Source organism: Blastococcus sp. SYSU DS0669 (assembly GCF_054050895.1).
Genome location: NZ_JBJHAE010000014.1, coordinates 17,070 through 43,007 on the forward strand (window position 1 = coordinate 17,070; position 25,938 = coordinate 43,007).

Below are 25,938 nucleotides of genomic sequence, written 5' to 3' on the forward strand. Positions count from 1 at the left end.
CAGCACCCGCATCAAGACCGTCCAGCAGTCTAACCGCTCTCCGCGGCGGATGCCGCAGCCCCCTCCCGGCGGGGCCCGCGCAGACGGTCCCGGGGCTCGCGGAGCCGGGCGGTGTCGGTGCCGGTGGGTAGCCTGCTCCCGTGCTGACGGCGCTGGACGACGCCGCGGTCGGTCAGTGGTGCCGCGCCGCGGTCGAGGCGCTGTCCGACTTCCGGGGGCGGCTCGACGACCTCAACGTCTTCCCCGTGCCCGACGGGGACACCGGCACCAACCTCCTGCACACCGCCGAGGGCGCGCAGGCCGCGCTGGACGAGGCGGCGCCCGGCGAGTCGACGTGGGCCGTCGTGGCCCGCGGCGCGGTGCTCTCCGCCCGTGGCAACTCCGGCACCATCCTGGCGCAGCTGCTGCGCGGGCTGGCCGACCAGCTCGCAGACCAGCCCCCGGCCGACGGCCCGGTCCTCGCCGCCGCGCTGCGCAAGGCCGCCGAGAGCGCCTACACCGCCGTCGCCGACCCCGAGGAGGGCACCTTCCTCACGGTGGCCCGGGCCGCCGGGGAGGCCGCCGTGGCCGCCGTCGACGCGGGTCGCACGGCGCTCGCCGACGTCGTCGGGGCCGCGGCCGACGGCGCCCACCGCGCCCTGGAGGGCACCCCCGACCAGCTGGCCGCGCTGCGCGAGGCCGGCGTCGTCGACGCCGGCGGCGCCGGGCTGTCCCTCGTCCTGGACTCCCTCGTGCGCACGGTCACCGGCATCCAGCCGGTGCGGCCGGCCCTGGCCCGCCGCACGCACGGCCCGCACGACCACCTCCACACGCCGCACCAGCCGCCGCCAGGGCCGGGCAGCGAGGTGCAGTACCTCCTCGCCGACGCCGACGAGGGGTCGGTCGCCCGCCTCCACGAGCGGCTGGCCGAGCTCGGCGACAGCCTCGTCATCGTGGGCGTCGACACCCCGACCGGCCGGGAGTGGAACGTCCACGTGCACGTCTCCGACGTCGGCGCCGCCATCGAGGCGGGCATCGAGGCGGGCCGCCCGCACCGCATCACGGTCAGCCCGCTCGCGCCGGTGCCCCCGGCGGCGCCGGTGCACGGCGTGCGGGCGGTCGTCGCGGCGGTGCACAGCGACGGGCTGGCCGAGCTCTTCCGCGCCGAGGGGGTCCGCGTCGTCGTCTGCGACGCCGGCGGGATCACCGAGGACGAGGTCTACGACCAGATCGTCGCGGCCGCTGCCCAGGAGGTGGTGGTCCTCCCGAACGACGCCGGCCTGCACGCCGTCGCCTCCCTGGCGGCCGAGCGGGCGCGGGAGGCCGGCCGGGAGGTCGCCGTGGTGCCCACCCGCTCGCCGGTGCAGGGGCTGGCCGCGGTGGCCGTCGCCGATCCGCAGCGGCGCTTCGGCGACGACGTCATCGCCATGGCCGAGGCCGCCGCCGCGACCCGGTGGGCCGAGCTCTCCGTCGCCGACCAGGAGGCGCTCACCTCCGCGGGTCGCTGCCACCCCGGTGACGTGCTCGGCTCCGCGGAGGGCGACGTCGTCGTCATCGGCGCCGAGCTCGCCGCCGTCGCCTGCGACCTGCTGGACCGGCTGCTCTCCGCGGGCGGGGAGATGGCCACCCTGGTCGTCGGCCCCGACGAGGTGCTCGGCGACGCGGTCTGCGCCCACCTCTCGTCGGCGCACCCGACCGTCGAGGTGGTGCGCTACGGCGGCGGTCCCGGCTCGCTGCCCCTGCAGATCGGGGTCGAGTGAGGTGGCGGTGACGCTGGAGACCCCGCTGGCGAAGGTGCTCGGGCCGAAGACCGCCACCGGGATGGCCGAGCAGCTGGGCCTGCACACGGTGCGCCACCTGCTGCGCCACTACCCGCGCCGCTACGCCCGGCGCGGCGAGATGGCCCGGCTCGACGACCTGCAGCCCGGCGACCGGGTGACGGTGCTCGCCCAGGTGAAGACGGTCAGCACCCGGCCGATGCGGCAGCGCCGCGGCACCCTCACCGAGGTCACCGTGGGCGACGGCGCCAGCACCATGAAGCTGGTCTTCTTCAGCCACCGGCACGCCCGCCTCGCGCCCGGGGTGTGGGGCATGTTCGCCGGCACCGTCGGCACCTACCAGGGCAAGCTGCAGTTCACCCACCCCGACATGCACCTGCTCAGCGGCGACGATGACGACGACGACTGGGCTCGCGAGCTCGTGCCGATCTACCCGGCGAGCAAGGATGTCTCGAGCTGGGTGATCCAGAAGTCGGTCAAGCTGCTGCTCGGCGGGGCGGGCAACCTCGCCGACCTGGTCACCGACCCGCTTCCCGACGAGATCCGCGCCCGGCACGGCCTGCTGTCGCTGCCGGCGGCGCTGCTCGACATCCACCGCCCGACCACCAGCCAGGACGTCGAGCGCGCCGAGCACCGGCTGAAGTGGGACGAGGCGCTCACCCTGCAGCTCACCCTCGCCGCCCGGCGCCGGGCCGCCGCGCTGGAGCCGGGCACCGCCCGTCCTCCCAAGGCCGGCGGGCTGCTCGACGCCGTCGACGCCGCCCTGCCGTTCGCGCTCACCGACGGCCAGCGGGCCGTGGGGGAGGAGCTGGCCGCCGAGCTGGACCGCGACCAGCCGATGCACCGGCTCCTCCAGGGCGAGGTGGGGTCGGGCAAGACCGTCGTCGCCCTCCGCGCGATGGCCCAGGTGGTGGACGCCGGGGGCCAGGCCGCACTGCTCGCGCCCACCGAGGTGCTCGCCGCCCAGCACGCCCGCGGCATCCGGGCCCTGCTCGGCCCGCTCGGCCGTGCCGGGGAGATCGACGGCGACCCCGCCGGCACCCGCGTCACCCTGCTCACCGGCTCGCTCAAGGCCGCGGCGCGCCGCGAGGCCCGCGCCGAGGTGGCCGAGGGGCGGGCCGGCATCGTCGTCGGCACGCACGCGCTACTGCAGGAGGGCGTGGAGTTCGCCGACCTCGGCCTCGTCGTCGTCGACGAGCAGCACCGCTTCGGCGTCGAGCAGCGCGACGCGCTGCGGGCCAAGGGGAGCCGGCCCCCGCACGTGCTCGTCATGACGGCGACGCCCATCCCGCGCACCGTCGCCATGACCGTCTACGGCGACCTGGAGATCTCCACGCTGCGGCAGCTGCCCAGCGGGCGTGGCGGCGTCACGAGCTCGGTGGTGCCGGTCGTGGAGAAGCCCGGCTGGCTCGACCGGGCCTGGGCGCGGCTGCGCGAGGAGGTCGCCGCCGGCCGGCAGGCCTACGTGGTCTGCCCCCGGATCGGCGACGTCCCCGGCTCCGACGACCAGCCCGGGGACGCCGACGGCGCGCCGCCCGAGGAGGGGCGCAGCGACCGCCGGCCCCCGCTCGCCGTCCTCGACGTCGCCGAAGCGCTGCGCGCCGGTCCGCTGGCCGGCCTGCGGCTGGACGTGCTGCACGGGCGGATGACCCCCGAGGAGAAGGACGGCGTCATGCGCGCCTTCGCCGCGGGGGAGACCGACGTGCTGGTGGCGACCACCGTGGTCGAGGTCGGGGTCGACGTGCCCAACGCCACGGTCATGGTCGTGATGGACGCCGACCGCTTCGGCGTCAGCCAGCTGCACCAGCTGCGCGGCCGCGTCGCCCGCGGGAAGCACGCCGGGCTGTGCCTGCTGGTCAGCGACGCCCCGACGTCGTCGCCGACCGGGCAGCGGCTGTCCGCGGTCGCCTCGACCTCCGACGGCTTCGAGCTCGCCCGGCTGGACCTGGAGACCCGGCGGGAGGGCGACGTCCTCGGCGCCGCGCAGTCCGGCCGCCGCTCGACCATCAAGCTGCTCTCCCTCCTGGCGGACGAGGAGCTCATCGCCGAGGCGCGGGCGGAGGCGACGGCGCTGCTGGCGACCGAGCGCGGTCTCGCCGACCACCCGGGGCTCGCCGCCGAGGTCGCGGCCCTGGCCAGCGACGAGCGCGCCGAGTGGCTCGAGAAGGCGTGACCAGGATCATCGCGGGGCTGGCCGGCGGCCGGCGCCTCACCGTCCCGCAGGCGGGTGTCCGGCCCACCGGGGACAAGGCGCGCGGGGCGCTCTTCAACTCCCTGGGCTCGCTGGTCGACCTCGAGGGGGCTGCGGTCCTCGACCTCTACGCCGGCTCCGGTGCCCTGGGCCTCGAGGCGCTCTCCCGCGGCGCGGCCACCGCGGTCTTCGTCGAGCAGGGCCCGAGGGTGCTGCCCGTGCTGCGGGCCAACCTGGCGGCGATCGGGCTGCCCGGCGGGCGGGTGGTCGCCGGCTCCGTGCCCGCCGTCGTCGCCGGCCCGGCGCCGCAGGCGTTCGACGTCGTCCTCGCCGACCCGCCCTACGAGACGCCGGCAGAGGAGGTCCACGAGGTGCTCCGGGCCCTGGTCACGGGGGAGTGGCTGACCCCTGGCGGGGTCGTCGTGGTCGAGCGGCCCAGCCGGGAACGGGCGTGGGACTGGCCGACACCCCTGCACGGTCTGCGCGAGCGGCGCTACGGCGAGGCCGTGCTCCGGTACGGTCGGCGTCCGTGAGGCGTGCCGTCTGCCCAGGTTCCTTCGACCCGGTGACCAACGGGCACGTCGACGTCATCAACCGGGCCGCCGGGCTCTACGACGAACTGGTCGTGGCCGTGCTGGTGAACCCGGGCAAGGCGGGGCTCTTCTCCGTCGACGAGCGGATGGACCTGCTCCGGGATGCGGTCGCCGACCTGCCCAACGTGCGCGTGGACAGCTTCCAGGGGCTGCTGGTCGACTACTGCCGCAGCCACGACATCCCGGTGATCGTCAAGGGGCTGCGGGCGGTCAGCGACTTCGAGTACGAGCTGCAGATGGCGCAGATGAACCGCGAGCTGGCGGCCGTCGAGACGCTGTTCGTACCGACCGCCCCGCAGGTGGGGCACCTCTCCTCGAGCCTGGTCAAGCAGATCGCCACGTTCGGCGGGGACGTCTCCCGGCTGGTGCCCAAGGCCGTCGACGACCGGCTGCGCGAGCGGGCCCGGGAGGGGCGCTCGTGACCCGGCCCGGGCGCGGTCACACCACCGAGGTGGTCTACCGGCTCTACGAGACGGTGGACGAGCTCACCACGGTCATCGAGAACGCCCGCAGCGTGCCGATGTCGAGCTCCTGCATGGTGCCCCGCGACCTCGTGCTCGACCTGCTCGACGACCTCCGGGAGTCGCTGCCCGAGGACGTGCAGGCCGCCGGCGCGATCGTCGAGCAGCGGACCGAGATCCTGCAGCAGGCCCAGGCCGAGGCCGAGCGCCTCACCGGGCGGACCCGCGCGGACAGCGAGCAGCTCCTCGTGCAGGCCCGACGCCAGCGGGACGAGATCGTCGGCACGGCCCGGCGGCAGCGCGACGAGCTCCTGGCCCAGGCCCAGGCCGACGCCGAGCAGATCCTGCTGGAGGCCGAGGCCGAGGCCGAGGCTCTCGTCGCCGACGGCCGGCAGCACCGGGCCGCCCTCCTCGCCGAAGCCCAGGCCGAGCACGAGCGGCTCATCACCGAGACCGAGGTCTACCGCTCCGCGGTCACCCGCGCCGACGAGCTCGGCGAGCAGTCGCACGCCGAGGCAGCGCGGATGCGGGCGGAGGTCGACGAGTACGTCGACACCCGGCTCGCCGAGTTCGGGACGACCCTGGAGCGCATGCTCCGCTCCGTGGACAAGGCCCGCAGCACCCTGCGAGACGGCTGAGACCTTCCGCACGGTGGGGGTCCCGGGAGGATCGGGTAGTCTCGACCACCGGCCCGACCGTCGGCTCCCGCCCGGTCGCCCACCCCTCCCGCACCCGACCGCGAGTACTGACATGCCTGCCGCTTCCCCGAACCGCCCCGGCGCCGCCTCCCCCGAGGACCGGCGCCCCTCGGCCAACCCCTGGAAGGTCGACCTGCGCGAGCTGGGCCGCCGCCCGGGGAGCCTGCACGAGCTGGACCGCACCGCACCGGCCCCCGAGGGCTGGGGGCTGGAGCTGATCCGCGTCCCGGGCGGCGCCGAGGTGCACCTGCAGCTGCGGCTGGAGTCGGTCATGGAGGGCGTGCTGGTCTCCGGTGACCTGGAGGTCCCCGTCGTCGGCTCGTGCGCCCGCTGCCTCGAGCCGCTCGAGGACACCCTCACGCTGGACGTCCAGGAGCTGTACGCCTACGCGGGCAGCACCACCGAGGCCACCAGCGAGGAGGACGAGGTGCGCCGGGTCGAGGGCGACTTCCTCGACCTTGAGCCGCTGGCGCGGGACACCATCGTCCTGAGCCTCCCGCTCTCGCCGGTCTGCACGGAGGACTGCGGCGGCCTCTGCGTCGGCTGCGGCCAGCGGGTCGACGACCTGCCCGAGGACCACACCCACGAGGTGACCGACCCCCGGTGGGCGGCCCTCGCGGAGCGATTCGCTTCCTCGCCGGGCACCCCCGGCGAATCCACCACCCCAGAGGAGAACTGACGTGGCCGTTCCGAAGCGGAAGATGTCGCGGGCCAACACCCGCATGCGCCGGTCGCAGTGGAAGGCCACCGCGCCGACCCTGTCGCCGTGCCCCAACCGCGCCTGCGGTGAGCTCAAGCCCCCGCACCAGGCGTGCCCCACCTGCGGGCAGTACGACGGCCGCCAGGTCCTGTCGGTCTGACCTCCCGCACCCGTACCGCCATGGGGACGCCGGCCGCCGCTCCGCATCCTGACCGGGATGCCGTGGACGGTCGCGTCCCCGCGGCGCCTCCGGGTGGCGCCGAGCACGCCGAGCGGGCAGCCACCTGGCTGTTCGACGCCCTCGGCGTCGCGCTGCCCGGGGGCCTGCTGCCGCTGGCGCTGACCCACCGGTCCTTCGCCTACGAGAACGGCGGCCTGCCGACCAACGAGCGCCTGGAGTTCCTCGGCGACTCGGTGCTCGGGCTGGTGGTCACCGACGAGCTCTACCGCAGCCAGCCGGACCTCCCCGAGGGCCAGCTGGCCAAGCTGCGTGCCTCCGTGGTGAACATGACCTCGCTGGCCCGGGTCGCCCGGCGGCTCGGCGACGGCGGGCTCGGCCCGCACCTGCTGCTCGGCCGCGGCGAGGAGACCACCGGCGGCCGCGACAAGGACTCGATCCTCGCCGACGCGCTCGAGGCCCTCATCGGGGCGCTGCACCTGGGCTGCGGGCTGGACACGGCCGCGGCGATCGTGCACCGGCTGTTCGACCCGCTGCTGGTCGAGTCGGCCACCCGAGGCGCCGGCCTGGACTGGAAGACGAGCCTGCAGGAGCTCGGTGCGGCGCAGGGGCTGGGCGCGCCGGTCTACCAGGTGGACGACGACGGTCCCGACCACGCCAAGACCTTCCGCGCCGCGGTGCTGCTCGCCGGCACCGTCCGCGGGGAGGGGGCGGGCCGCACGAAGAAGGCCGCCGAGCAGGAGGCCGCCGAGGCCGCCTGGCGCTCGCTCTCGGAGGAGTAGGCCGGTGCCCGAGCTGCCCGAGGTCGAGGTGGTGCGCCGGGGTCTGGACCAGTGGGTGACCGGGCGGACCGTGGCCGCCGTCGAGGTGCACCACCCGCGGGCGGTCCGCCGGCACCTGGAGGGCGCCGACCACTTCGTGCAGGCGATCACCGGCCGCACCTTCACCGCCGCGCACCGCCGCGGGAAGTACCTGTGGCTGCCGCTGGCCGAGGCGGACGGGACCCCCTCGGGCCGGGCGCTGGTCGGCCACCTCGGGATGAGCGGGCAGCTCCTCGTCGAGAAGCCGTCGGCGCCCGACGAGACCCACCTGCGGGCCCGCTTCACCTTCACCGACCGCGGCCGCGAGCTGCGCTTCGTCGACCAGCGCACCTTCGGGGGCCTGGCGGTCGAGGACGCGCCGGCGGACGGCGGGGTGCCGCCGCGGCTGGCGCACATCGCCATCGACCCGCTGGACGGCTCCTTCGACGTCGACGCCTTCACCGCCTCGCTGCGCCGGCGCCGCACCGAGGTCAAGCGCGCTCTGCTGGACCAGACGCTCATCGGCGGGGTGGGCAACATCTACGCCGACGAGGCGCTGTGGCGGGCGCGCCTGCACGGCGCCCGCCCCACCGACCGGCTCACCCGGGCCCAGGTGGCCGACCTGCTCGACGGCGTGCGCGACGTGCTCGGGGAGGCCCTCGCGCAGGGCGGCACCTCGTTCGACTCCCTCTACGTCGACGTCAACGGGCAGAGCGGCTACTTCTCCCGCTTCCTCGCCGTCTACGGGCAGGAGGACCGGCCCTGCCCCCGCTGCGGAACCCCCATCCGCCGGGAGTCGTTCATGAACCGCTCGAGCTACAGCTGCCCCGTGTGCCAGCCCCGGCCGAGAGCGCGACGGGCGTGACCGTCCGGGTCGAGGTGCTGGTCTCCGGCCGCGTCCAGGGCGTCGGCTACCGCTGGTTCGTGCGTGGGCTGGCGCGCGAGGCCGGCCTCGCCGGGGTCGCGCGCAACCTGCCGGACGGCCGGGTCGAGGTCGTCGCCGAGGGCCCCGAGCAGGCCGTGCGCGACCTCGTCGCCGCCCTCGACGGGCCGGACGCCCCGGGGCGGGTGACCGACGTCGACGTCCGCACCGGGCCGGCGCGGGGGATGTCGGGCTTCACCACGGCGTGACGAAGACGACATCCCCCCGACACGGGAGCCCTGCCCCCGCGCCGTTGACCTGCGTGTCGGGGGCTGTCACCCTGGGAACATCCAGCCCGCGCCGACCGTCCACCGGGGCGCCGGGCACACCCTCTCGCTCTCTCGAAAGGCCGTCACAGCCATGGCCAAGGCCCTGTTCGGTTCGGTCGTCACCCCCGTGGAACTCCGGGTAGCCGAGGAGAACGCCGCCCTGCGGGCCCGGGTGCAGCGGCTCGAGCACGAGCTCGCCGAGCTGCGTGCCCAGCGCGACGCCGCCATCGCGCACGAGCTGCTCTCGCTGGCGGGCGACACCGCCGAGCCCGCGCTCGCCTGAGGAAGGACCCCCTTCTCCCCACCCCTCGCACGCTCGGGGCGGTGCCCGGAAGGGGGCCGCATCCTGAACCGATCGTCCACAGGCGCACCACCGGCCCCGCGGCCCCCCTGTCCTGCGGAGACACGGGCTAGAGTCCACGTCCCGTGCACCTCTCCAGCCTGACGCTCAAGGGCTTCAAGTCCTTCGCGTCCGCCACCACGCTCCGGCTGGAGCCCGGCATCACCGCCGTCGTCGGCCCCAACGGGTCGGGCAAGTCCAACGTCATCGACGCCATCTCCTGGGTCCTCGGCGAGCAGGGCGCGAAGAGCCTGCGGGGCGGAAAGATGGAGGACGTCATCTTCGCCGGCACCGCCGGCCGCCCGGCGCTCGGCCGGGCCGAGGTGACGCTCACGATCGACAACGCAGACGGCGCGCTGCCGATCGAGTACACCGAGGTGTCGATCACCCGCCGCATGTACCGCTCCGGCGAGAGCGAGTACGAGATCAACGGCGACAAGGTGCGGCTGCTCGACGTCCAGGAGCTGCTCAGCGACTCCGGCATCGGCCGCGAGATGCACGTCATCGTCGGCCAGGGACAGCTGGACGCGGTGCTCTCCGGCCGCCCCGAGGACCGGCGCGCGTTCATCGAGGAGGCCGCCGGCGTCCTCAAGCACCGCAAGCGCAAGGAGAAGGCGCTCCGCAAGCTCGACGGGATGCAGGCCAACCTCGACCGGCTGGCCGACCTCACCGCCGAGCTGCGGCGCCAGCTCAAGCCGCTGGGCCGGCAGGCCGAGGTCGCCCGGCGGGCCGCCGGCGTGCAGGCCGACCTGCGCGACGCCCGGCTCCGGCTGCTCGCCGACGACCTGGTGCAGCTGCGCGACGCCCTCGACCGGGACGTCGCCGACGAGACCGCGGCCCGCCAGCGGCGCGCCGTCGTCGAGCGCGAGCTCTCCGCCGTCTCCCGCCGGGAGGGCGAGCTGGAGAGCTCGCTCGCGGCGAGCGCGCCGCGGCTGCAGGCCGCCTCGGACACCTGGTACCGGCTCTCCGCGCTCGGGGAGCGGTTCCGGAGCGTCGCCCAGCTCGCCGCCGAGCGGCACCGGCACCTCTCCGCCGCGGCCCCCTCCGCCGCCACCGGGCGCGACCCCGACCAGCTCGACGCCGAGGCCGACCGGGTGGCCGCCACCGAGGCCGAGCTGGCCGCCGGGCTGGCGGCCGAGCGGGAGCGCCTCGCCGCGGTCGTGGCCGGCCGGGCGGAGCTGGAGACGGCGCTCGCCGCCGCCGAGAAGGCCTGGGTCGCCGCCGCCCGCGCGCTCGCCGACCGCCGCGAGGGCCTCGCCCGGCTCTCCGGGCAGGTCGCGGCCGCTCGGTCCCGGGTGCACGCCGGCGAGGCGGAGATCGAGCGGCTCTCCGTCGCCGCCGCCGAGGCCGCCGACCGCGCCGAGACCGCCGCCGACCGGCTGGCCGATCGGCGCGGGCAGGTCGCCGGCCAGGAGGACACCGACCTCGCGCTGGTCGCCGCTCACGAGGACGCCGTGGCCGGGCACACCGCCGCCGCCCGCCGGGTGACCGAGCTGGCCGAGGCCGAACGGGCCGCCGAGCGCGACCGCGCGTCCTGGCAGGCCCGCCGCGACGCCCTGGCCCTCGGGCTCACGCCCGCCGACGGCGCGGCCGCGGTGCTCGGCGCCGGGCTGCCGGGCGTCCTGGGCCCGGTGACCGAGCAGCTCGCCGTCGCCCCCGGTGACGAGGTCGCCGTCGCGGCCGCGCTGGGCGGGATGGCGGAGGCCGTCGTCGTCGCGGGCGTCGCCGAGGCCGCCGCGGCGCTGGACCACCTGACGCGGACCGACGGCGGGCGGGCCGGGCTGCTGGTGACCGGGGGACTGCCGCCGGTCCCGCGGGACGGCTGGCCGGAGCTGCCGGCCGGCGCGCGGTGGGCCCTGGACGCCGTGCGCGCCCCCGAGGAGCTGCGCCCGGCCCTGGCCCGCGCGCTCGAGCGGGTGGCGCTCGTACCCGACCTGGACGCGGCTGTCGCCCTCGTGCGCACCCACCCCCGGGTGCGGGCGGTCACCGCCACCGGCGACCTGCTCGGCGCGGACTGGGCGCTGGGTGGGCAGACCGACGCGCCCTCGAACCTCGAGCTGCGGGCCCGCGTGGACGAGGCCGGGACCGAGCTCGCCGCCGCGTCGGCCCGGGCCGCCGAGCTCGCCGACCAGCTGGCCGCGGCACGGCAGGAGGCCCGGGCGCGCTCGGCCGCGGTCGAGGAGGCGCTGGCCGCGCGCCAGGCCGCCGACCGCACCCGCTCGGCAGAGGCGGCGGCGCTGGCCGAGCTCGGCGCCGCGGCGCGCTCCGCCGCCTCGGAGGCCGAGCGGTCGCTGGCCGCGCGGGTGCGGGCGGAGCAGGCCCTGGAGCAGGCGCAGGGCTCGCTGACCCGCCTGGAGCAGCAGCTCGCCGACGCCGAGGCCGCGCCCGTCGCGGAGGAGCCGCCGACGGAGGAGCGCGACCGGCTGCGCGTCGAGGTGGCCGCCGCCCGGCAGGCCGAGACCGAGGCCCGTCTCGCCGTCCGCACCGCCGAGGAGCGGGCGCGGGCGCTGCAGGGCCGGGCCGAGTCGCTGCGCCGGCAGGCGCGGCAGGAGCGGGCGGCCCGCGACCGCGCCGCGGCCGCCCGGGTCGCCCGCCAGCGGGGGGCCGCGGTCGCCGACGCGGTGCGGCGGGACGCCGGGGTGGCGAGCGCTGCCCTGGAGCGCTCGCTGGCCCGCGCAGCCGCGGAGCGGGATGCGCTGGCGTCGTCGCGCAGCGGTGCCGAGGCCGAGCTGCTGGAGGTGCGCAGCCGGGTGCGTGCGGCGACAGCGGAGCTCGACCGGCTCACCGACGAGGTGCACCGCGACGAGGTGGCGCGCACCGAGCAGCGCTACCGCATCGAGTCGCTGGAGACCCGGGCGGCCGAGGAGTTCGGCGTCGACCTGCCCACGCTGATCGGCGAGTACGGGCCCGCCGCGGCCGTGCCGCCCTCGCCGCAGCAGGTGGCCGAGGCCGAGGCGGCGGGGGAGCCGGCACCGGACCCGGTGCCCTACGACCGCGCCGTCCAGGAGCGGCGGGTGGCCCGGGCCGAGCGCGACCTCGCGACGCTGGGCAAGGTGAACCCGCTGGCCCTCGAGGAGTTCGCGGCGCTGGAGGAGCGCCACACCTTCCTCGCCACCCAGCTCGAGGACCTCAAGACCACCCGCAAGGACCTGCTGACCGTCGTGCGCGAGGTCGACGGCCGCATCCACGACGTCTTCGCCGCGGCGTTCGCCGACGTGGCGCGCGAGTTCGAGCAGGTCTTCGCCACCCTCTTCCCGGGCGGCTCGGGGCGGCTGGTGCTCACCGACCCGGAGAACATGCTCACGACCGGCGTCGAGGTGGAGGCGCGGCCGCCGGGCAAGAAGGTCAAGCGGCTGTCGCTGCTCTCGGGCGGGGAGCGGTCGCTGACGGCGGTCGCGATGCTCGTGGCGATCTTCCGCGCCCGCCCCTCGCCCTTCTACGTGCTCGACGAGGTCGAGGCGGCGCTCGACGACGTCAACCTCGGCCGGCTGCTGGTGCTCGTGGAGCAGCTCCGGTCGACGTCGCAGCTGATCATCATCACGCACCAGAAGCGGACGATGGAGATCGCGGACGCCCTCTACGGGGTGAGCATGCGCGGCGACGGGATCACCGGCGTCATCAGCCAGCGGCTGCGCGAGCTCGCCACCGCCTGACGGCCCTGCTGCAGGGGGCCGCCGCGAGCGTGCGAGCGGTGGAGGCAGCAGGGTCCTTTCTCAGACGCCCGAGCGGACTTCGAGGTCGACGACCACGGGCAGGTGGTCCGAGGCGCCCCCGCCGTCGAGGACGTGCGCCCCGGCGACGGCGACCCCCGGCGAGACCCACACCTGGTCGATGCGCCGGTGCGGCGACCGCGCCGGGTGGGTGTGACCGGCGTCGGACTGCCAGAACCGCCAGCCGGCCTGGTCGTCACGGGCCCGCGCCAGCCGCCAGGCGTCGGTGAACCGCTGGCGCAGCGCGTCGAGCTCCGGGGCGTCGGGCGCGGCGTTGAAGTCGCCGACCAGCACGCCGGTCTCCATCGAGTCGGTGTGCAGCGCCGCCAGCGTCGCCACCTGTGCCCCGCGCTCCTCGGCCGAACGCGTGGTGAGGTGCGTCGCGGTGATCCACAGCGCCCCGCCGTCGAGCTCGACCATGGTCCGCAGCGCGCTGCGCGGCTCACCGCTCCCCGGCAGTCGGTGGACGTCGCTGATCAGGATCGGCAGCCGCGAGAGCAGTGCGTTGCCGTACTGCCGAGGCGGCTGGTCGCCCGGCCGCTGCTCGTCGATGGCCGGCCCCCAGGCCAGCTGCATGTCCAGTGCCCGGGACAGCAGGAGCGCCTGGTCGACGTCCTCGCTGCGCGCGCCGAAGTGGCGGTCCACCTCCTGCAGGCAGATGACGTCGGCGTCCACCGAGGCCAGGAGCGTGGCCAGCCGGGGCAGGTCGTGGCGCTCGTCGGCGCCCACGCCGTGGTGGGTGTTGAAGGTGACCAGGCGGACCGGGATCGGCGGCTGGTCGGGACCGGGGGCCGGCTTCGTCACCTCCTCACCCTCTCAGGCGCTCGACAGCGGCGCGTCCAGGACCTGGCTCAGCGTGGTGGCGCCCCGCTCGCTCACCGACAGCACGAAGCGGGCCTCCCGGCCGTCGAGCACCAGCTCGCCGATCTGGTTGCCGAAGTAGGGGCCGGCCTGCTTCTCCCACTCGAGGCCGGTGGGTTCTGCCTCCACCAGTCGCGCCAGGCGTTCGGTCCACCGGCGCGCCGCCCGGCTCCAGCCGATCTTGAAACCGATGCGGACGGGGTGGGGCGCCTGGTTGTGCAGCGGGGAGACGGTGAGCTGGTGCACGCGGGCCCGGAGCCCGCCGGGGCGCACCAGCTCGGCCGCGTAGGCGTGGTGGACGTCGCCGGAGAGGACGAGAGCGGTCGCGGGGGCCCGGCCGTGATCGCCTCGGGCGACCGCGGTCAGCGCCGCACCGAGCCGCTCGAAGGAGTGCCCGAACGCCGACCAGTGCTCCAGGTCGGCGGCCTGCCGGATCGCCTCGGCGATCCTTCCTCGCCAGCGGCCGTGGTGCCGAACGTTGAGCGTCTCGTTCCAGCGCTCCACGTTGTGGATCGCGTGCGGCAGCAACCAGGGCAGCGAGGTGCCGATGATCAGGTGCTCCACGCCCTCGTGCACGGCGCGGCGCATGGCGGCCTCGACCCAGGCGAACTCGTCCTCGTCGAGCATGCGGCGGTGCTGCTCCTCGAGGACCCGGCCGGCCCGGGTGTCGACCATGATCAGCCGGGCGTCGCCCCAGTGCCGCACGAAGCTCCACCGGATCGTCGCCGGTTCCGCGTCCGCCAGCTCCGCCATCTCGCGGAGCATCGGCTGGGCGTCCCGGGTGGGGTCGTCGGCGCTCAGGTCCTGGATCGCCTGCCAGGTCTTGTTCTCGGCCAGCTCTTGCGGGCTGAGGTTGCCCAGGTGCTGGTAGATCCAGTAGCTGACCAGACCGCCGGTGATCCGCCCGCGCCACCAGGGTTCCTGCGAGGCCGTGGCCCGCCAGGCCGCGGAGGTGTTCCAGTCGTCGATCATCTCGTGGTCGTCGAAGATCATCGAGGACGGGATCGTCGACAGCAGCCACCGCACCCGGGGGTCCTGCCAGGACTCGTAGTACAGCCGGGTGTACTCCTCGAAGTCCGCGACCTGGTCGTCCGGTCCGCGGCCGCCGGTGGTGCGCGCATCGCGCCGGCGGTGCAGCAGCGACTTCGTGTGCGTGGTGAGCTCGTCGGCGTACACCTGGTCGCCCAGGAGCACCAGCGCGTCGGGCCACCGGTCCTCCGGCAGGCCCGCCACCCGGCCGGCGTAGAGGTCGAGGGCGTCCGGTGGGATCCCTTCGGACGCCTCGACGGTGCCCGGGCTGGCGTAGCGGCAGGAGCCGAAGGCCAGCCGGAACGCACCCGGCCCGCCGGGCGTCCGGATCCGGCTGGCCGGGAACTCCGAGGCGGCCGGCGGCCAGACGAGGTCGCCGTCGAGACGCACCTCGTAGGGGGTCGTGCTGCCCGGCTCGAGCTCCTCCACCAGCACCAGGGCGTAGTGGTGGCTGCCGACGCAGAAGGTGCGGGCCGTCCGGCCCAGGACGTCGACCTCGCACGGCCGGTCGGTCTCCACCCAGACGGTGGCCGAGACCGGGTCCACGTGCCGCAGGAGGGGGCCCAGCACGAGGGCGGGGGAGGACGAGGCGGGCGGCGGCATGGGCACAGCCTGGCGCATCGGCCCGTGCCTGCGGGGACCCGCCGTGCCGGAGGTGCTCCGCGGGCGGGTGCTGGGAGACTCGGGGCATGGAATTCGTGCTGATCGCGATCGCGATCCTGGTCGTGGCACTGGTCCTCGGTGTCAGCCTCCTCGTCGGCCGCGGCCGGCGGACCACGCGCCTGGACGACGACGCCGTCAGCGGCACGACGCTGACCCGGCCCCGGCCTCCCGCGCCACCGGCCGACCAGCCGCGGCCGACGGGCGCCACCGCCTCTGGCCTGGGACTGCAGGACCAGCCCGACGCGGTCGTCCCCGACGCCCCGCCGACGGTGGAGCTGCCCCCGGCCGAGCCCGAGCCGGGGCTGGTCTTCGACACCCCGGCCCCCTCGGCCGGCCGGCTGGTGCGGCTGCGCTCGCGGCTGGCCCGCTCGCAGTCGTCGCTGGGCCGCGGCCTGCTCACCGTCCTGGCCCGCGAGAAGCTGACCGAGGACGACTGGGAGGAGATCGAGGAGACCCTGCTCGCCGCCGACGTGGGCATCTCCGCGACCACCCAGATCGTGGAGCGGCTGCGCACCCAGTCGATGGTGCTCGCCACGGCCACCGGCGCCGAGCTGCGCGAACTGCTGATCGACAACCTCGTCGCGGTCCTGGGTCCCGACCTCGACCGGTCGCTGGGCACCTCGCGGCACGAGGGGCGGCCCGGCGTCGTGCTGGTCGTGGGCGTCAACGGCGCCGGCAAGACCACCACCGTCGGCAAGCTCGCGCGCGTGCTGGTCGGCGACGGCAAGAGCGTGATCCTCGGCGCGGCCGACACCTTCCGGGCCGCCGCGGCCGACCAGCTGGAGACCTGGGGCGAGCGGGTGGGCGTGCTCACCGTCCGCGGCCGGGAGGGCGGCGACCCCGCGGCCGTGGCGTTCGAGGCGGTGCGCACCGGCGTCGAGGCGGAGGTGGACACGGTCGTCGTCGACACCGCGGGCCGGCTGCACACCAAGTCGGGGCTGATGGACGAGCTCGGCAAGGTGAAGCGGGTCGTGGAGAAGCAGTCGCCGGTCACCGAGGTGCTGCTGGTGCTCGACGCCACCACCGGCCAGAACGGCGTCGTGCAGGCACGGGTGTTCACCGAGGCGGTCGAGGTCACCGGCGTGGTGCTCACCAAGCTCGACGGCACGGCCAAGGGCGGCATCGTCGTCCGGGTGCAGCAGGAGCTGGGCATCCCGGTGAAGCTCATCGGTCTGGGGGAGGGCCCCGACGACCTCGCGCCGTTCGAGCCGCGGGCGTTCGCGGAGGGCCTCGTCGGAGAGGGGTGATCCCCGCGCTCGGTGGGTGAGGGACGGGCTCCTGGGGGGCGCGCAACACGCCCGCAACGCGGGAGCGGGACACGCGGCGCGGAGTTCACGCCCGCGAAACGCGGCGCCGACGTCGCCGGAAACACGCGACCGGCACGGTGAACACCGCGTCGCCCCTCCCGCACGGAGGGCCCGAGCCCACCGATACGGCCGCCCGGCCGACGACCCGACACAGGAGGTTGCCGTGGTCAACACCGGCGACACCGCCTGGATCCTCACCAGCGCGGCGCTCGTGCTGCTGATGACGCCAGGCCTCGCGCTCTTCTACGGCGGCATGGTCCGCGCGAAGAGCGTGCTGAACATGATGATGATGAGCTTCGGCGCCCTGGCCCTGGTCAGCGTGCTGTGGGTGCTCTACGGCTACTCGATCGCCTTCGGCGACAGCGTCGGGGGCAGCGGCCTGATCGGCGACCCGGCCGAGTACTTCGGCCTCGCCGGCCTGATGGAGGACACGACCAGCGAGGCCGGTGGCCTGCCCGCCATGGCCTTCGTCGGCTTCCAGGCCGTGTTCGCCATCATCACCGTCGCGCTGATCTCCGGTGCCATCGCCGACCGCGCCAAGTTCGGCGCGTGGATGGTCTTCGTCGGCATCTGGGCCACGATCGTCTACTTCCCTGTCGCGCACTGGGTGTTCGCCTTCGACGTCGATGACGTGATCGGCGGCTGGATCGCCAACGACCTCGCCGCGATCGACTTCGCCGGTGGCACCGCCGTCCACATCAACGCCGGTGCGGCGGGCCTCGCCCTCGCCCTGGTGCTCGGCAAGCGGCGCGGCTTCGGCCGGGACGCGATGCGCCCGCACAACCTGCCGCTGGTGATGATCGGCGCCGGGCTGCTGTGGTTCGGCTGGTTCGGCTTCAACGCCGGCTCCGCCGTCGCCGCGAACAACACCGCCGCGGTCGCCTGGGTGAACACGCTGGTCGCCACCGCGGCGGCGGTGCTGGGCTGGCTGCTCATCGAGAAGATCCGCGACGGCCACGCCACCTCGCTGGGCGCCGCGTCCGGCGTCGTCGCCGGCCTGGTCGCCATCACCCCCGCCTGCTCGGCGGTCTCGCCGGTCGGGGCGATCGTCGTCGGGGCCGTCGCCGGCGTGCTGTGCGCCCTGGCCGTGGGCCTGAAGTACAAGCTGGGCTACGACGACTCGCTCGACGTCGTGGGCGTCCACCTGGTCGGCGGCCTGTGGGGCACGATCGCCATCGGCTTCCTGGCCGACCCCGACGCCCCCGCGGGCGTGGAGAGCCTGCTCTTCGGCGGCAGCGTCGACCAGCTGTGGCGCCAGGTCGTCGGGGCGGTGGCCGTCCTCGTCTTCTCCTTCGTCCTTACGCTGGTCATCGGGTTCGTCATCCAGAAGACGATGGGCTTCCGCATCACCGAGGAGGACGAGGTCACCGGCATCGACAACGTCGCGCACGCCGAGTCGGCCTACGACTTCGCCTCGCTCGGCAGCAGCGGTTCCACCGCACCACTGGCCGGCCAGGCGCGTGCCGAGGCCCGCAACACGGAGAGGACGCTGGCATGAAGCTGGTCACCGCGATCGTCAAGCCGTTCAAGCTGGACGACGTCAAGAACGCGCTCGAGCTGATCGGCATCGCCGGGCTCACCGTCAGCGAGGTCCAGGGCTTCGGCCGCCAGCGGGGGCACACCGAGGTCTACCGCGGGGCGGAGTACCAGGTGGACTTCGTGCCCAAGGTCCGCATCGAGGTCGTCGTCGGCGAGCTCGACGCCGCCCGGGTGGTGGACGCCGTCGTCGAGGCGGCCTCCACCGGCCAGATCGGCGACGGGAAGGTGTGGGTCACCACGATCGACGAGATCGTCCGGGTCCGCACCGGGGAACGCGGGGACGACGCCATCTGAGGGACCCGGCCCCTGCAGGGTCCCGCGGCGAGCGTGCGAGCGCGGGGGCAGGGAGTCCTTCTTCCGTCGGCCGGGGTGGTGGTCTCGTCACCGCCCCGGCCGACGCCTTTCCATCCGGGCCGTACCGAGGGGGAGCCGTGCTGGACACCGAGGGGCTGCCGGGGCTGAGCCGCGCTGGGCGGGTCGAGGCCCTGGACCGGTGGCTCGCCGGGCTGCTGGACGACGCCGTCGGTGGCACGCCGCCGGCCCGGGCTCGGCGGGGCGGGCCGCCGCCCCGCACGGGGACCGACGGCCTGGCCCTGGTCGCCGTCGGCAGTCTCGGCCGCCGGGAGCTCCCCCCGCACGGGGACCTGGACCTGGTCCTCGTGCACGAGGACCGGCCGGAGGTCGCCGCCGTCGCCGACGCGCTGTGGTACCCCGTCTGGGACGCCGGGCTGCGACTGGACCACTCGGTGCGGTCGGTGGCCGAGGCGGTGGGCGTCGCCTCCACCGACGTCAAGGCCGGCCTCGGGCTCCTGGACGCCCGGCTGGTGGCCGGCGACTCCGGGCTGGCCGCCCGGCTGCGCACCGCGACCCTGGCCAGCTGGCGGCAGCACGCCGTCCGGCTGCTGCCGCAGCTGAGGGACCTTCGCCGCGACCGCGCCCGCCGGCTCGGCGAGCTCGCCTTCCTGCTCGAGCCGGACCTCAAAGAGGCCTACGGCGGGCTGCGCGAGGGGCAGGTGCTCCGTGCGGCGGCCGCCGCCCAGCTCGCCGACGAGCCCGCGTCCGAGGTCGAGCAGGCCTACGCCTTCCTCCTGGACGTGCGCGACGAGCTGCGCCGCCGGTCGGGGCGCGCCGCCGACGTCCTGGTCCGCCAGGAGCAGCGGGCGGTCGCCGCCGCGCTCGGCCTGGCCGACGAGGACGTGCTCCTGCGGGAGGTGAGCCTGGCCGGGCGGCGGCTGGCCTTCGTCGCCGACGAGACCTGGCGGCGGGTGGAGGCCGGGCTGGTCCGGCGTCCCCGTGGCCGCTACCGCCGGGTGCGCCGCGAGCCGCTGGCCGAGGGCGTCGTGCGGCAGGGCGACGAGGTGGTGCTCGCCCAGGGCGCGAAGCCCGCCGCCGACCCGGGCCTGCTGCTGCGGGCCGCGGCGGCCGCCGCCCGGGCCGACCTGCTGCTCTCCCCGTACACGCTCAAGGTGCTCGCGGTGCACAGCCCCCCGATGCCCGAGCCGTGGCCGGCCGAGGCGCGCTGGTCCTTCCTGCGGGTCCTGGCCAGCGGCCGGTCGGCGGTGCCGGTGCTGGAGCAGCTGGACCAGGAGGGGCTGCTGGCCCGGCTGCTGCCGGAGTGGGACCGGGTGCGCTCGCTGCCGCAGCGGCACCCGTGGCACCGGTTCACCGTCGACCGGCACCTGATCGAGGCGGCGGCCGCGGCTTCCGAGCTGACGCGCGACGTCGACCGCCCCGACCTCCTGCTGGTCGCCTCGTTGCTGCACGACATCGGCAAGGGCTGGCCGGGGGACCACAGCGTGGTGGGGGAGCGCGTCGCCGCAGCGATCGGTGCCCGCATGGGCTTCGCCGACGCCGACGTCGCCGTCCTGGGCACCCTGGTGCGCCACCACCTCCTCCTCCCGGCGACGGCGACCCGGCGCGACATCGACGACCCCGCGACCATCGAGCGGGTGGCGGCCACCATCGGGCGCGACCCCTCGGTGCTGCAGCTGCTGCACGCGCTGGCGCAGGCCGACGGCGCCGCCACCAGCGCCTCCGCCTGGTCGCCGTGGAAAGCGCACCTGGTGGCGGCCCTCGTCGCGCGGGTGCAGGCCGTCCTCGGTGGCACCCCGCTGGTGGCGCCGGAACCCGTGCTGCACCCGGCCACGCGCGCGCAGGCCACGGTGCAGGTCCCCGGCATCCCCGGCGCGACGCGGGGCGTGACCGTCGCCATCGAGGAGGTGGCCGACGGCCAGCAGGTGACCATCGGGGCCCCCGACCGGCCGGGCCTGCTCAGCACCTGCGCCGGCGTGCTCGCGCTCAACCAGCTCGACGTGCGGGCGGCGAAGATGACCGTGGCCGACGGGTACAGCACCGGCGTCTACTCGGTGCGGCCCCGGTTCGGCCGGGCGCCGGTGCCGGAGATCCTCGCCGACGGCGTCCGGGCCGCCCTCGAGGGCACGCTCCGGCTGCCGGAGCGGCTGCGCCAGCGGGAGGCCGACTACCACCAGGAGGCCCGGACCGCGCCCCCGCGGATCTCGTGGCACAACCACGAGGTCAGCGGGCAGGCGACCGGCATCGTGGAGGTGCGCGCGGGGGACCGGGCGGGGCTGCTCTACCGGCTGACCGCGGCGATCGCGGGGGAGGGGCTCGACGTCACGTCGGCCCGCATCGAGACGCTCGGGGGCGACGCCGTCGACTGCTTCTACGTCGCCAACCCCTCGGGCTCCCCGGTGGACCAGGAACAGCGGCAACGGGTCGACGCGGCCCTGGTCGCCGCCACCCGTGGCCCCGCGGTGGCGGTGGGGCCCGACACGCCGGCCTGAGCTACCGGGTTCTGTCGGTGGTCCGTGCGAGCGTCGAGGCGGAACGGGACGGACCGGTCCCATCTGCCGAGAGGAGCTCGCCCGTGGAGAGCCGCCACTGGCCCTGCCCGTCCTGCGAGGACGACCGGGACTTCGTGCAGCCGCCGTGCGTCGACGGCCACACCGAGGACGGCGGCGAGTGCCCCGAGTGGGCCTGCGTCGACTGCGGCGCGGCCCTGGTCGTCGGGGCCGTGCCGGCCGGTGCCCTCGCGGCGGGGCTTCCCAGCGCGGCCTGACCCCGGTCAGCGGATGGTGAGCGCCACCCGTCCGTGCTCGGCCAGGGCGCCGTCGTCGACGAAGGCGACCCACCCTCCGCGCAGGAGCACCGTCTCGATCAGCTCGTCGACGACGTCGTCCACGACGTCCGGGTGCTCGACGTCGTCGGCGCGGGTGAGGAAGTCGCCGTCCGGGCTGAGCCGGGCGGCGTAGGTGAAGCCCTCCTCGACCGCGAGCATCTCCGGACGCTCCCGCCGGGCGGCGAGCCAGCAGGAGTCGATCCCCTCCACGACCGCGTTCCGCGACCGCCGCCGGTCCAGGTGCTCCAGCGCCTCGTCCTGGCGGGACCGGAGGTAGGCCTGCAGCACCTCCCTGATCCGCGGCACGAGGGTCGTCACGGGTGAGCGGGTGAGGTTGGCGTCCAGCGTCCCGGCCAGCCGGTGGGTGTTGCGCGACTGCCGGCGGAAGCGCCCGACGACGTGCTCGGCCCCGACCAGGACCAGCGGTGCCGGGTGCAGCTGGAGGTAGGTGCCCAGCGCCTCGTCCACCCGGCGCAGGAAGGCGTCGACCGGCGCCCCGTCCGCCATGAGGGGGAAGGCGCTGCGCGGCGGTGGCCGCAGGTCGTCGGCCACCCCGACCATCAGCCGGGCCTCGTGCTCTCCGAGCAGCAACGCGACGTGATGGGGCGTCCGGTGCAGCGCCCGCACGAGGTCGCGCGTGGCGAAGGAGGGGTCGACGACCACGCGGTCGGCGACGGGGACGGGCAGTCGCACGACCTCGCGCACGTGGGCGCTGACGTAGAGGCCGATCCCCGACCCGGTCGCCAGCGTGGACGCGCCGGCGACCACCTCGTCGAGCGCGGTCCGGAGCAGGTGGACGTCGGGGTGGTCGCCCTCGGCCAGCCGGGCGGCGGCGTCGTCGGCCAGCCGGCGGAGGCGCCGCACGTCCGTGTCGGTCATGCGCGGCGAGGGGGTGGTCGCGGCGAGGACGCTGATGCACGGGTCCGCCCGGACCGACTGCAGGAGGAGCACCTGGCCGGGGGAGGGCCAGGTCACCCGGGGCCCGGTGGGGGTCACGAGGAGGACCGGTCGGCGGGAACGGGGGCGATCGCTCTCGCGGCTGGCGGGATGGCGGTGCGGCGCGACGTCACAGGGCGTCTCCCAGGGTGCGGCGAGGTCTCCCCCGACCCCTGGTCAGGGCCGGTCGCGCCCGGGCCGGGGGCCGGGACTGGCGGGCAGCGACTGCGCTCGTGTGCATCGGGTACTCCCCTCGCGCGAAGCACGTTACCCGAAATGCATTGCTCTGGACCAGCTGATGGCGTGGGTGGCGGTCGCGTAAGGTGCCCGGCATGATCGCGCCGGGGGCGAGCTGGACCTTCCTGTCCAACCACGGGCACGTCCTGGTCAGCCTCGCTGCCGATCCCGACGCCCGGATGCGCGACATCGCCACACGCGTCGGCATCACCGAGCGGGCCGTCCAGATGATCGTGGGCGACCTCGAGCAGGCCGGGTACGTCATCCGGGAGCGGGTCGGGCGGCGCAACCGCTACACAGTCGTGATGCAGGGGCGGTTCCGGCACGACCTGGAGCGGCACGTCCGGGTCGGGGACTTCCTCGCGCTCGTCCTCGACGGGGCCGGGGGTGGCCTCGCATCCGTGGACGCACCGGCAGCGGGCGCCCGGCAGTCCTGAGCCGGTCCGCGGCGGCTCAGCGACCCGCAGCTGCGAGCCGGCGCTCCTCTCCGCGGGCGGGCGCGGCGGCCGGGGGTCCCGCGGGCGAGGCGTGCCGGAGGCCTCGCGGCGCCCAGCACCGGGTGCGGGGGTGGGCGCGCAGACCGAGCAGGCCGAGTGCCAGGACGAGCGCCGTCAGGTCGAGGACGTCGGACACGAGGAGCACCTCTCCGTCCGGCCGCTCACTGTTGGCCGGGATTGATAGGCGCAACGATACTCACGAAACAGGCTTCGGCCAATGCCTGTTCGTGGTGCGCTCGGCCGTGGAGGGTTGGTGAGCCGGCCCCGGTCCGGGTGGACGCCTCGCCGCCGTCGCTCGTTCGCGGTGCCGCCCGCGTGAGAGCCGGGTGGATACGCTGGGGCCAGGAGGCGCGAGGGTCCGGCACGCCCGGACCCGTCGCCGTGTCGCCGGCCGTCGGGCCGGCGGGCCGCGCCACGAGCTGTGACGAGGACGTGCTGTGTTCGAGACCCTCTCCGACCGCCTCGACAAGGTCTTCACCGGCCTGCGGGGCAAGGGTCGGCTCTCCGACGCCGACATCGACGCGACCGCGCGCGAGATCCGCATCGCGCTGCTGGAGGCCGACGTCGCGCTGCCGGCGGTGCGGGCCTTCATCACCGCCGTCAAGGAGCGGGCCCGGGGCGCGGACGTCTCGCAGGCGCTGAACCCGGCGCAGCAGGTCATCAAGATCGTCAACGAGGAGCTCATCCAGATCCTCGGTGGCGAGACCCGCCGGATCCGGCTGGCCAAGACCTCGCCGACGGTGATCATGCTGGCCGGTCTGCAGGGTGCCGGTAAGACGACCCTGGCCGGCAAGCTCGGCCGCTGGCTGAAGTCCCAGGGCCACACCCCGCTGCTCGTGGCCGCCGACCTCCAGCGCCCCAACGCGGTCAACCAGCTGTCGATCGTCGCCGGGCAGGCGGGCGTCGACGTCTTCGCGCCCGAGCCGGGCAACGGCGTCGGTGACCCGGTGCAGGTGGCCCGCGACTCCATCGACCACGCCCGCCGCACGATGCACGACGTCGTCGTCGTCGACACCGCCGGCCGGCTGGGCATCGACGCCGAGCTGATGCAGCAGGCGGCCGACATCCGCGACGCCGTGCGCCCGGACGAGACGCTGTTCGTCGTCGACGCGATGATCGGTCAGGACGCGGTGACGACGGCGCAGGCGTTCCAGGAGGGCGTCGGGTTCTCCGGCGTCGTCCTCACCAAGCTCGACGGCGACGCCCGCGGTGGTGCGGCCCTCTCGGTGCGGTACGTGACCGGCCAGCCGATCATGTTCGCCTCCACCGGCGAGAAGCTCACCGACTTCGACGTCTTCCACCCCGAGCGGATGGCGTCCCGCATCCTCGGCATGGGTGACGTGCTCACCCTCATCGAGCAGGCCGAGCAGGCCTTCGACGCCGACCAGGCCGAGAAGATGGCCGGCAAGCTCACCTCCCGCGAGGGCTTCACCCTCGAGGACTTCCTCGAGCAGATGGTGGCCATCCGCAAGATGGGGCCGATCGCCAACCTGCTGGGCATGCTCCCCGGCGCGAACCAGATGAAGGAGCAGCTCAAGCAGGTCGACGACCGCGACCTCGACCGCACCGCCGCGATCATCCGCTCGATGACGCCGCAGGAGCGGGTCAACTCGAAGATCATCAACGCGTCGCGCCGGGTGCGCATCGCGAACGGCTCGGGGGTCAGCGTCACCGAGGTCAACCAACTGCTGGAGCGCTTCGCCCAGGCGCAGAAGATGATGGGCCAGATGGCCGGGAGCATGGGCCTGCAGGGCATGGGACCCATGTCGAAGAAGGCCCGCGGCCGGCAGATGCAGGCGCAGTCGAAGAAGGGCAAGGGCAAGAAGGGCAAGGGCAAGGGTGGTCCGGCCCGCCGCCCCGCCGGCGCTCCGGGCCTGCCGCCGGGCGCGGGCCTCCCGGGCGGGGCCAACCCCTTCGGCGGCGCCGGGATGCCGGGCCTCCCGCCCGGGCAGGGCCTGCCCGACCTGACCAAGCTGAACTTCGACCAGTTCAAGGACGGCAACGGGCGGTGACCGCCCCCGCCCTCCACCTCTCCGGTGTGGTGCTGCCCGAGGGGGAGCACCGCGACGTCTGGATCCGCGACGGGCGGTTCACCTTCGACCCGGTGCCGGGCGCCGAGACGGTCAGCCGCGGCGGCTGGCTGCTGCCCGGCCTGGTCGACGCGCACTGCCACGTCGGCATCGCCCGCGGCGGTGGGCACGTCGAGGACCTCGCCCACGCCCGGCAGCAGGCGCTGACCGAGCGGGACGCCGGTGTGCTGGCGCTGCGCGACTGCGGCTCACCCGTCGACACCCGCGAGCTGGACGGCGACCCCGAGCTGCCGACGATCATCCGCGCCGGGCGGCACATCGCCCGCACCCGCCGGTACATCCCCGGGCTGGGCGTCGAGATCGAGCCGGAGGACCTGGTCGAGCAGACCCGCGTGCAGGCCCGCCGCGGCGACGGCTGGGTGAAGCTCGTCGGCGACTGGATCGACCGCTCGGTCGGCGACCTGGCGCCCGAGTGGCCGGCCGACGTCGTCGCGGCGGCGATCGCCGCCGCGCACGAGGAGGGTGCCCGGGTCACCGCGCACACCTTCGGCACCGACGCGCTGCCCGCGCTGATCGAGGCCGGCATCGACTGCATCGAGCACGGCACGGGGCTCACCGAGGAGCTCATCGGCGAGATGGCCCGCCGGGGGACCGCCGTCGTGCCGACCCTGGTCAACGTGGAGAACTTCCCGGGCTTCGCCGCGGCGGGGGAGAAGAAGTTCCCGACCTACGCCAGCACCATGCGGCGGCTGTACGCGAACTCGGGCGCCGTCGTGCGGGCCGCGTACGAGGCGGGCGTGCCGGTGTTCGCCGGCACCGACGCCGGTGGCGGGATCGACCACGGGGTGATCGCCGACGAGATCCGGGCGCTCTGCCGGGCCGGCATCCCGGCCGAGGCGGCGCTGGCCGCGGGGTCGTGGAAGGCGCGCGAGTGGCTGGGGCTGCGCGGCATCGAGGAGGGTGCGACGGCGGACGTCGTCGTCTACGAGACCGACCCCCGGGCCGACCTCGACGCGCTGCAGCGACCGCAGCGGACGGTCCTGCGCGGCCGCGTCGTCGCCTGAGCCGGCCGGCCCGTCCG

At 75.4% G+C, this 25,938-nt stretch carries 23 protein-coding genes; 20 read left to right on the forward strand and 3 right to left on the reverse strand.

The window, feature by feature from the left end; genetic code table 11:
- Positions 1-140: 140 nt before the first annotated feature.
- The 12 genes from ACI792_RS14305 to smc all read left to right on the forward strand — a co-directional run bounded on the left by ACI792_RS14305 (position 141) and on the right by smc (position 12,562).
- Positions 141-1,739: a DAK2 domain-containing protein gene (locus tag ACI792_RS14305; RefSeq protein WP_456603179.1), complete on the forward strand. Its 1,599-nt coding sequence runs from the start codon at positions 141-143 to the stop codon at positions 1,737-1,739.
- 7 nt (positions 1,740-1,746) lie between these two features.
- The gene (gene recG / locus ACI792_RS14310; RefSeq protein WP_456603180.1) at positions 1,747-3,930 is read left to right on the forward strand and encodes an ATP-dependent DNA helicase RecG; all 2,184 of its coding nucleotides are present in this window, start codon (positions 1,747-1,749) and stop codon (positions 3,928-3,930) included.
- Positions 3,927-4,481 (forward strand): 16S rRNA (guanine(966)-N(2))-methyltransferase RsmD, encoded by a 555-nt coding sequence (gene rsmD, locus ACI792_RS14315; protein ID WP_456603181.1) that lies wholly within the window; start codon positions 3,927-3,929, stop codon positions 4,479-4,481. Before recG ends, rsmD begins: the two co-directional genes overlap by 4 nt.
- Positions 4,478-4,963 carry a pantetheine-phosphate adenylyltransferase gene (gene coaD, locus ACI792_RS14320; protein WP_456579071.1) on the forward strand — a complete coding sequence of 162 codons (486 nt, stop codon included), beginning with the start codon at positions 4,478-4,480 and terminating at the stop codon, positions 4,961-4,963. Before rsmD ends, coaD begins: the two co-directional genes overlap by 4 nt.
- Complete coding sequence (locus ACI792_RS14325; RefSeq protein ID WP_456603182.1) at positions 4,960-5,640, forward strand: hypothetical protein; 681 nt, start codon at positions 4,960-4,962, stop codon at positions 5,638-5,640. The genes coaD and ACI792_RS14325 overlap by 4 nt, the downstream gene beginning before the upstream one ends.
- A 112-nt stretch (positions 5,641-5,752) precedes the next feature.
- A complete protein-coding gene (locus ACI792_RS14330; protein ID WP_456579069.1) occupies positions 5,753-6,379 on the forward strand; it encodes a YceD family protein in 627 nt (208 codons plus the stop codon).
- A 1-nt stretch (position 6,380) separates the two neighbouring features.
- Positions 6,381-6,560, forward strand: a complete 180-nt coding sequence (rpmF, locus tag ACI792_RS14335; protein WP_014377519.1) for a 50S ribosomal protein L32 — start codon at positions 6,381-6,383, stop codon at positions 6,558-6,560.
- A gap of 62 nt (positions 6,561-6,622) precedes the next feature.
- A complete protein-coding gene (rnc, locus tag ACI792_RS14340; protein ID WP_456603183.1) occupies positions 6,623-7,360 on the forward strand; it encodes a ribonuclease III in 738 nt (245 codons plus the stop codon).
- A gap of 4 nt (positions 7,361-7,364) precedes the next feature.
- Positions 7,365-8,243, forward strand: a complete 879-nt coding sequence (gene mutM / locus ACI792_RS14345; RefSeq protein WP_456603184.1) for a bifunctional DNA-formamidopyrimidine glycosylase/DNA-(apurinic or apyrimidinic site) lyase — start codon at positions 7,365-7,367, stop codon at positions 8,241-8,243.
- Complete coding sequence (locus tag ACI792_RS14350; protein ID WP_456579066.1) at positions 8,240-8,509, forward strand: acylphosphatase; 270 nt, start codon at positions 8,240-8,242, stop codon at positions 8,507-8,509. Before mutM ends, ACI792_RS14350 begins: the two co-directional genes overlap by 4 nt.
- 151 nt (positions 8,510-8,660) lie before the next feature.
- On the forward strand, positions 8,661-8,852 hold the full coding sequence (locus ACI792_RS14355) for a hypothetical protein (RefSeq protein WP_091933638.1): 192 nt from the start codon (positions 8,661-8,663) through the stop codon (positions 8,850-8,852).
- A 143-nt stretch (positions 8,853-8,995) separates the two neighbouring features.
- Complete coding sequence (smc, locus tag ACI792_RS14360; RefSeq protein WP_456603185.1) at positions 8,996-12,562, forward strand: chromosome segregation protein SMC; 3,567 nt, start codon at positions 8,996-8,998, stop codon at positions 12,560-12,562.
- A 60-nt stretch (positions 12,563-12,622) separates the two neighbouring features.
- Here smc and ACI792_RS14365 read toward each other — a convergent pair whose 3' ends face one another.
- Both ACI792_RS14365 and ACI792_RS14370 read right to left on the reverse strand, forming a co-directional pair.
- Positions 12,623-13,423 carry an endonuclease/exonuclease/phosphatase family protein gene (locus ACI792_RS14365; RefSeq protein WP_456603186.1) on the reverse strand — a complete coding sequence of 267 codons (801 nt, stop codon included), beginning with the start codon at positions 13,421-13,423 and terminating at the stop codon, positions 12,623-12,625.
- 12 nt (positions 13,424-13,435) lie between these two features.
- Positions 13,436-15,112 (reverse strand): alkaline phosphatase D family protein, encoded by a 1,677-nt coding sequence (locus ACI792_RS14370; protein WP_456603187.1) that lies wholly within the window; start codon positions 15,110-15,112, stop codon positions 13,436-13,438.
- 86 nt (positions 15,113-15,198) lie between these two features.
- On the opposite strand from ACI792_RS14370, the gene ftsY reads away from it, so the two are divergent.
- The 5 genes from ftsY to ACI792_RS14395 all read left to right on the forward strand — a co-directional run bounded on the left by ftsY (position 15,199) and on the right by ACI792_RS14395 (position 21,097).
- A complete protein-coding gene (ftsY, locus tag ACI792_RS14375; RefSeq protein WP_456579061.1) occupies positions 15,199-16,419 on the forward strand; it encodes a signal recognition particle-docking protein FtsY in 1,221 nt (406 codons plus the stop codon).
- 223 nt (positions 16,420-16,642) lie between these two features.
- A complete protein-coding gene (locus ACI792_RS14380) occupies positions 16,643-17,977 on the forward strand; it encodes an ammonium transporter (RefSeq protein WP_456603188.1) in 1,335 nt (444 codons plus the stop codon).
- Complete coding sequence (locus ACI792_RS14385) at positions 17,974-18,312, forward strand: P-II family nitrogen regulator (protein WP_456579059.1); 339 nt, start codon at positions 17,974-17,976, stop codon at positions 18,310-18,312. Before ACI792_RS14380 ends, ACI792_RS14385 begins: the two co-directional genes overlap by 4 nt.
- Before the next feature lie 137 nt (positions 18,313-18,449).
- Positions 18,450-20,822 carry a [protein-PII] uridylyltransferase gene (locus ACI792_RS14390; RefSeq protein WP_456603189.1) on the forward strand — a complete coding sequence of 791 codons (2,373 nt, stop codon included), beginning with the start codon at positions 18,450-18,452 and terminating at the stop codon, positions 20,820-20,822.
- 83 nt (positions 20,823-20,905) lie between these two features.
- A complete protein-coding gene (locus ACI792_RS14395; RefSeq protein WP_456603190.1) occupies positions 20,906-21,097 on the forward strand; it encodes a hypothetical protein in 192 nt (63 codons plus the stop codon).
- Positions 21,098-21,103: 6 nt separating this feature from the next.
- Here the strand turns inward: ACI792_RS14395 and ACI792_RS14400 are convergent, their stop codons facing one another.
- Complete coding sequence (locus ACI792_RS14400) at positions 21,104-22,132, reverse strand: baeRF3 domain-containing protein (protein WP_456603191.1); 1,029 nt, start codon at positions 22,130-22,132, stop codon at positions 21,104-21,106.
- Positions 22,133-22,425: 293 nt separating this feature from the next.
- On the opposite strand from ACI792_RS14400, the gene ACI792_RS14405 reads away from it, so the two are divergent.
- From ACI792_RS14405 to ACI792_RS14415, 3 genes are all read left to right on the forward strand, one after another.
- Positions 22,426-22,767 (forward strand): helix-turn-helix transcriptional regulator, encoded by a 342-nt coding sequence (locus ACI792_RS14405; RefSeq protein ID WP_456603192.1) that lies wholly within the window; start codon positions 22,426-22,428, stop codon positions 22,765-22,767.
- Positions 22,768-23,264: 497 nt separating this feature from the next.
- On the forward strand, positions 23,265-24,839 hold the full coding sequence (gene ffh, locus ACI792_RS14410) for a signal recognition particle protein (protein ID WP_456579053.1): 1,575 nt from the start codon (positions 23,265-23,267) through the stop codon (positions 24,837-24,839).
- Complete coding sequence (locus ACI792_RS14415; protein ID WP_456603193.1) at positions 24,836-25,921, forward strand: amidohydrolase family protein; 1,086 nt, start codon at positions 24,836-24,838, stop codon at positions 25,919-25,921. The genes ffh and ACI792_RS14415 overlap by 4 nt, the downstream gene beginning before the upstream one ends.
- The last annotated feature ends 17 nt before the right edge of the window (positions 25,922-25,938 follow it).

Excerpts from the sequence above, each read along its gene's own strand:
- ACI792_RS14330 (WP_456579069.1), top strand. The coding sequence starts at position 5,753 with ATGCCTGCCGCTTCCCCGAACCGCCCCGGCGCCGCCTCCCCCGAGGAC.
- ACI792_RS14355 (WP_091933638.1), top strand. The coding sequence starts at position 8,661 with ATGGCCAAGGCCCTGTTCGGTTCGGTCGTCACCCCCGTGGAACTCCGG.
- ACI792_RS14370 (WP_456603187.1), bottom strand. The coding sequence starts at position 15,112 with ATGCCGCCGCCCGCCTCGTCCTCCCCCGCCCTCGTGCTGGGCCCCCTC.
- ftsY (WP_456579061.1), top strand. The coding sequence starts at position 15,199 with ATGGAATTCGTGCTGATCGCGATCGCGATCCTGGTCGTGGCACTGGTC.
- ACI792_RS14385 (WP_456579059.1), top strand. The coding sequence starts at position 17,974 with ATGAAGCTGGTCACCGCGATCGTCAAGCCGTTCAAGCTGGACGACGTC.
- ACI792_RS14405 (WP_456603192.1), top strand. The coding sequence starts at position 22,426 with ATGATCGCGCCGGGGGCGAGCTGGACCTTCCTGTCCAACCACGGGCAC.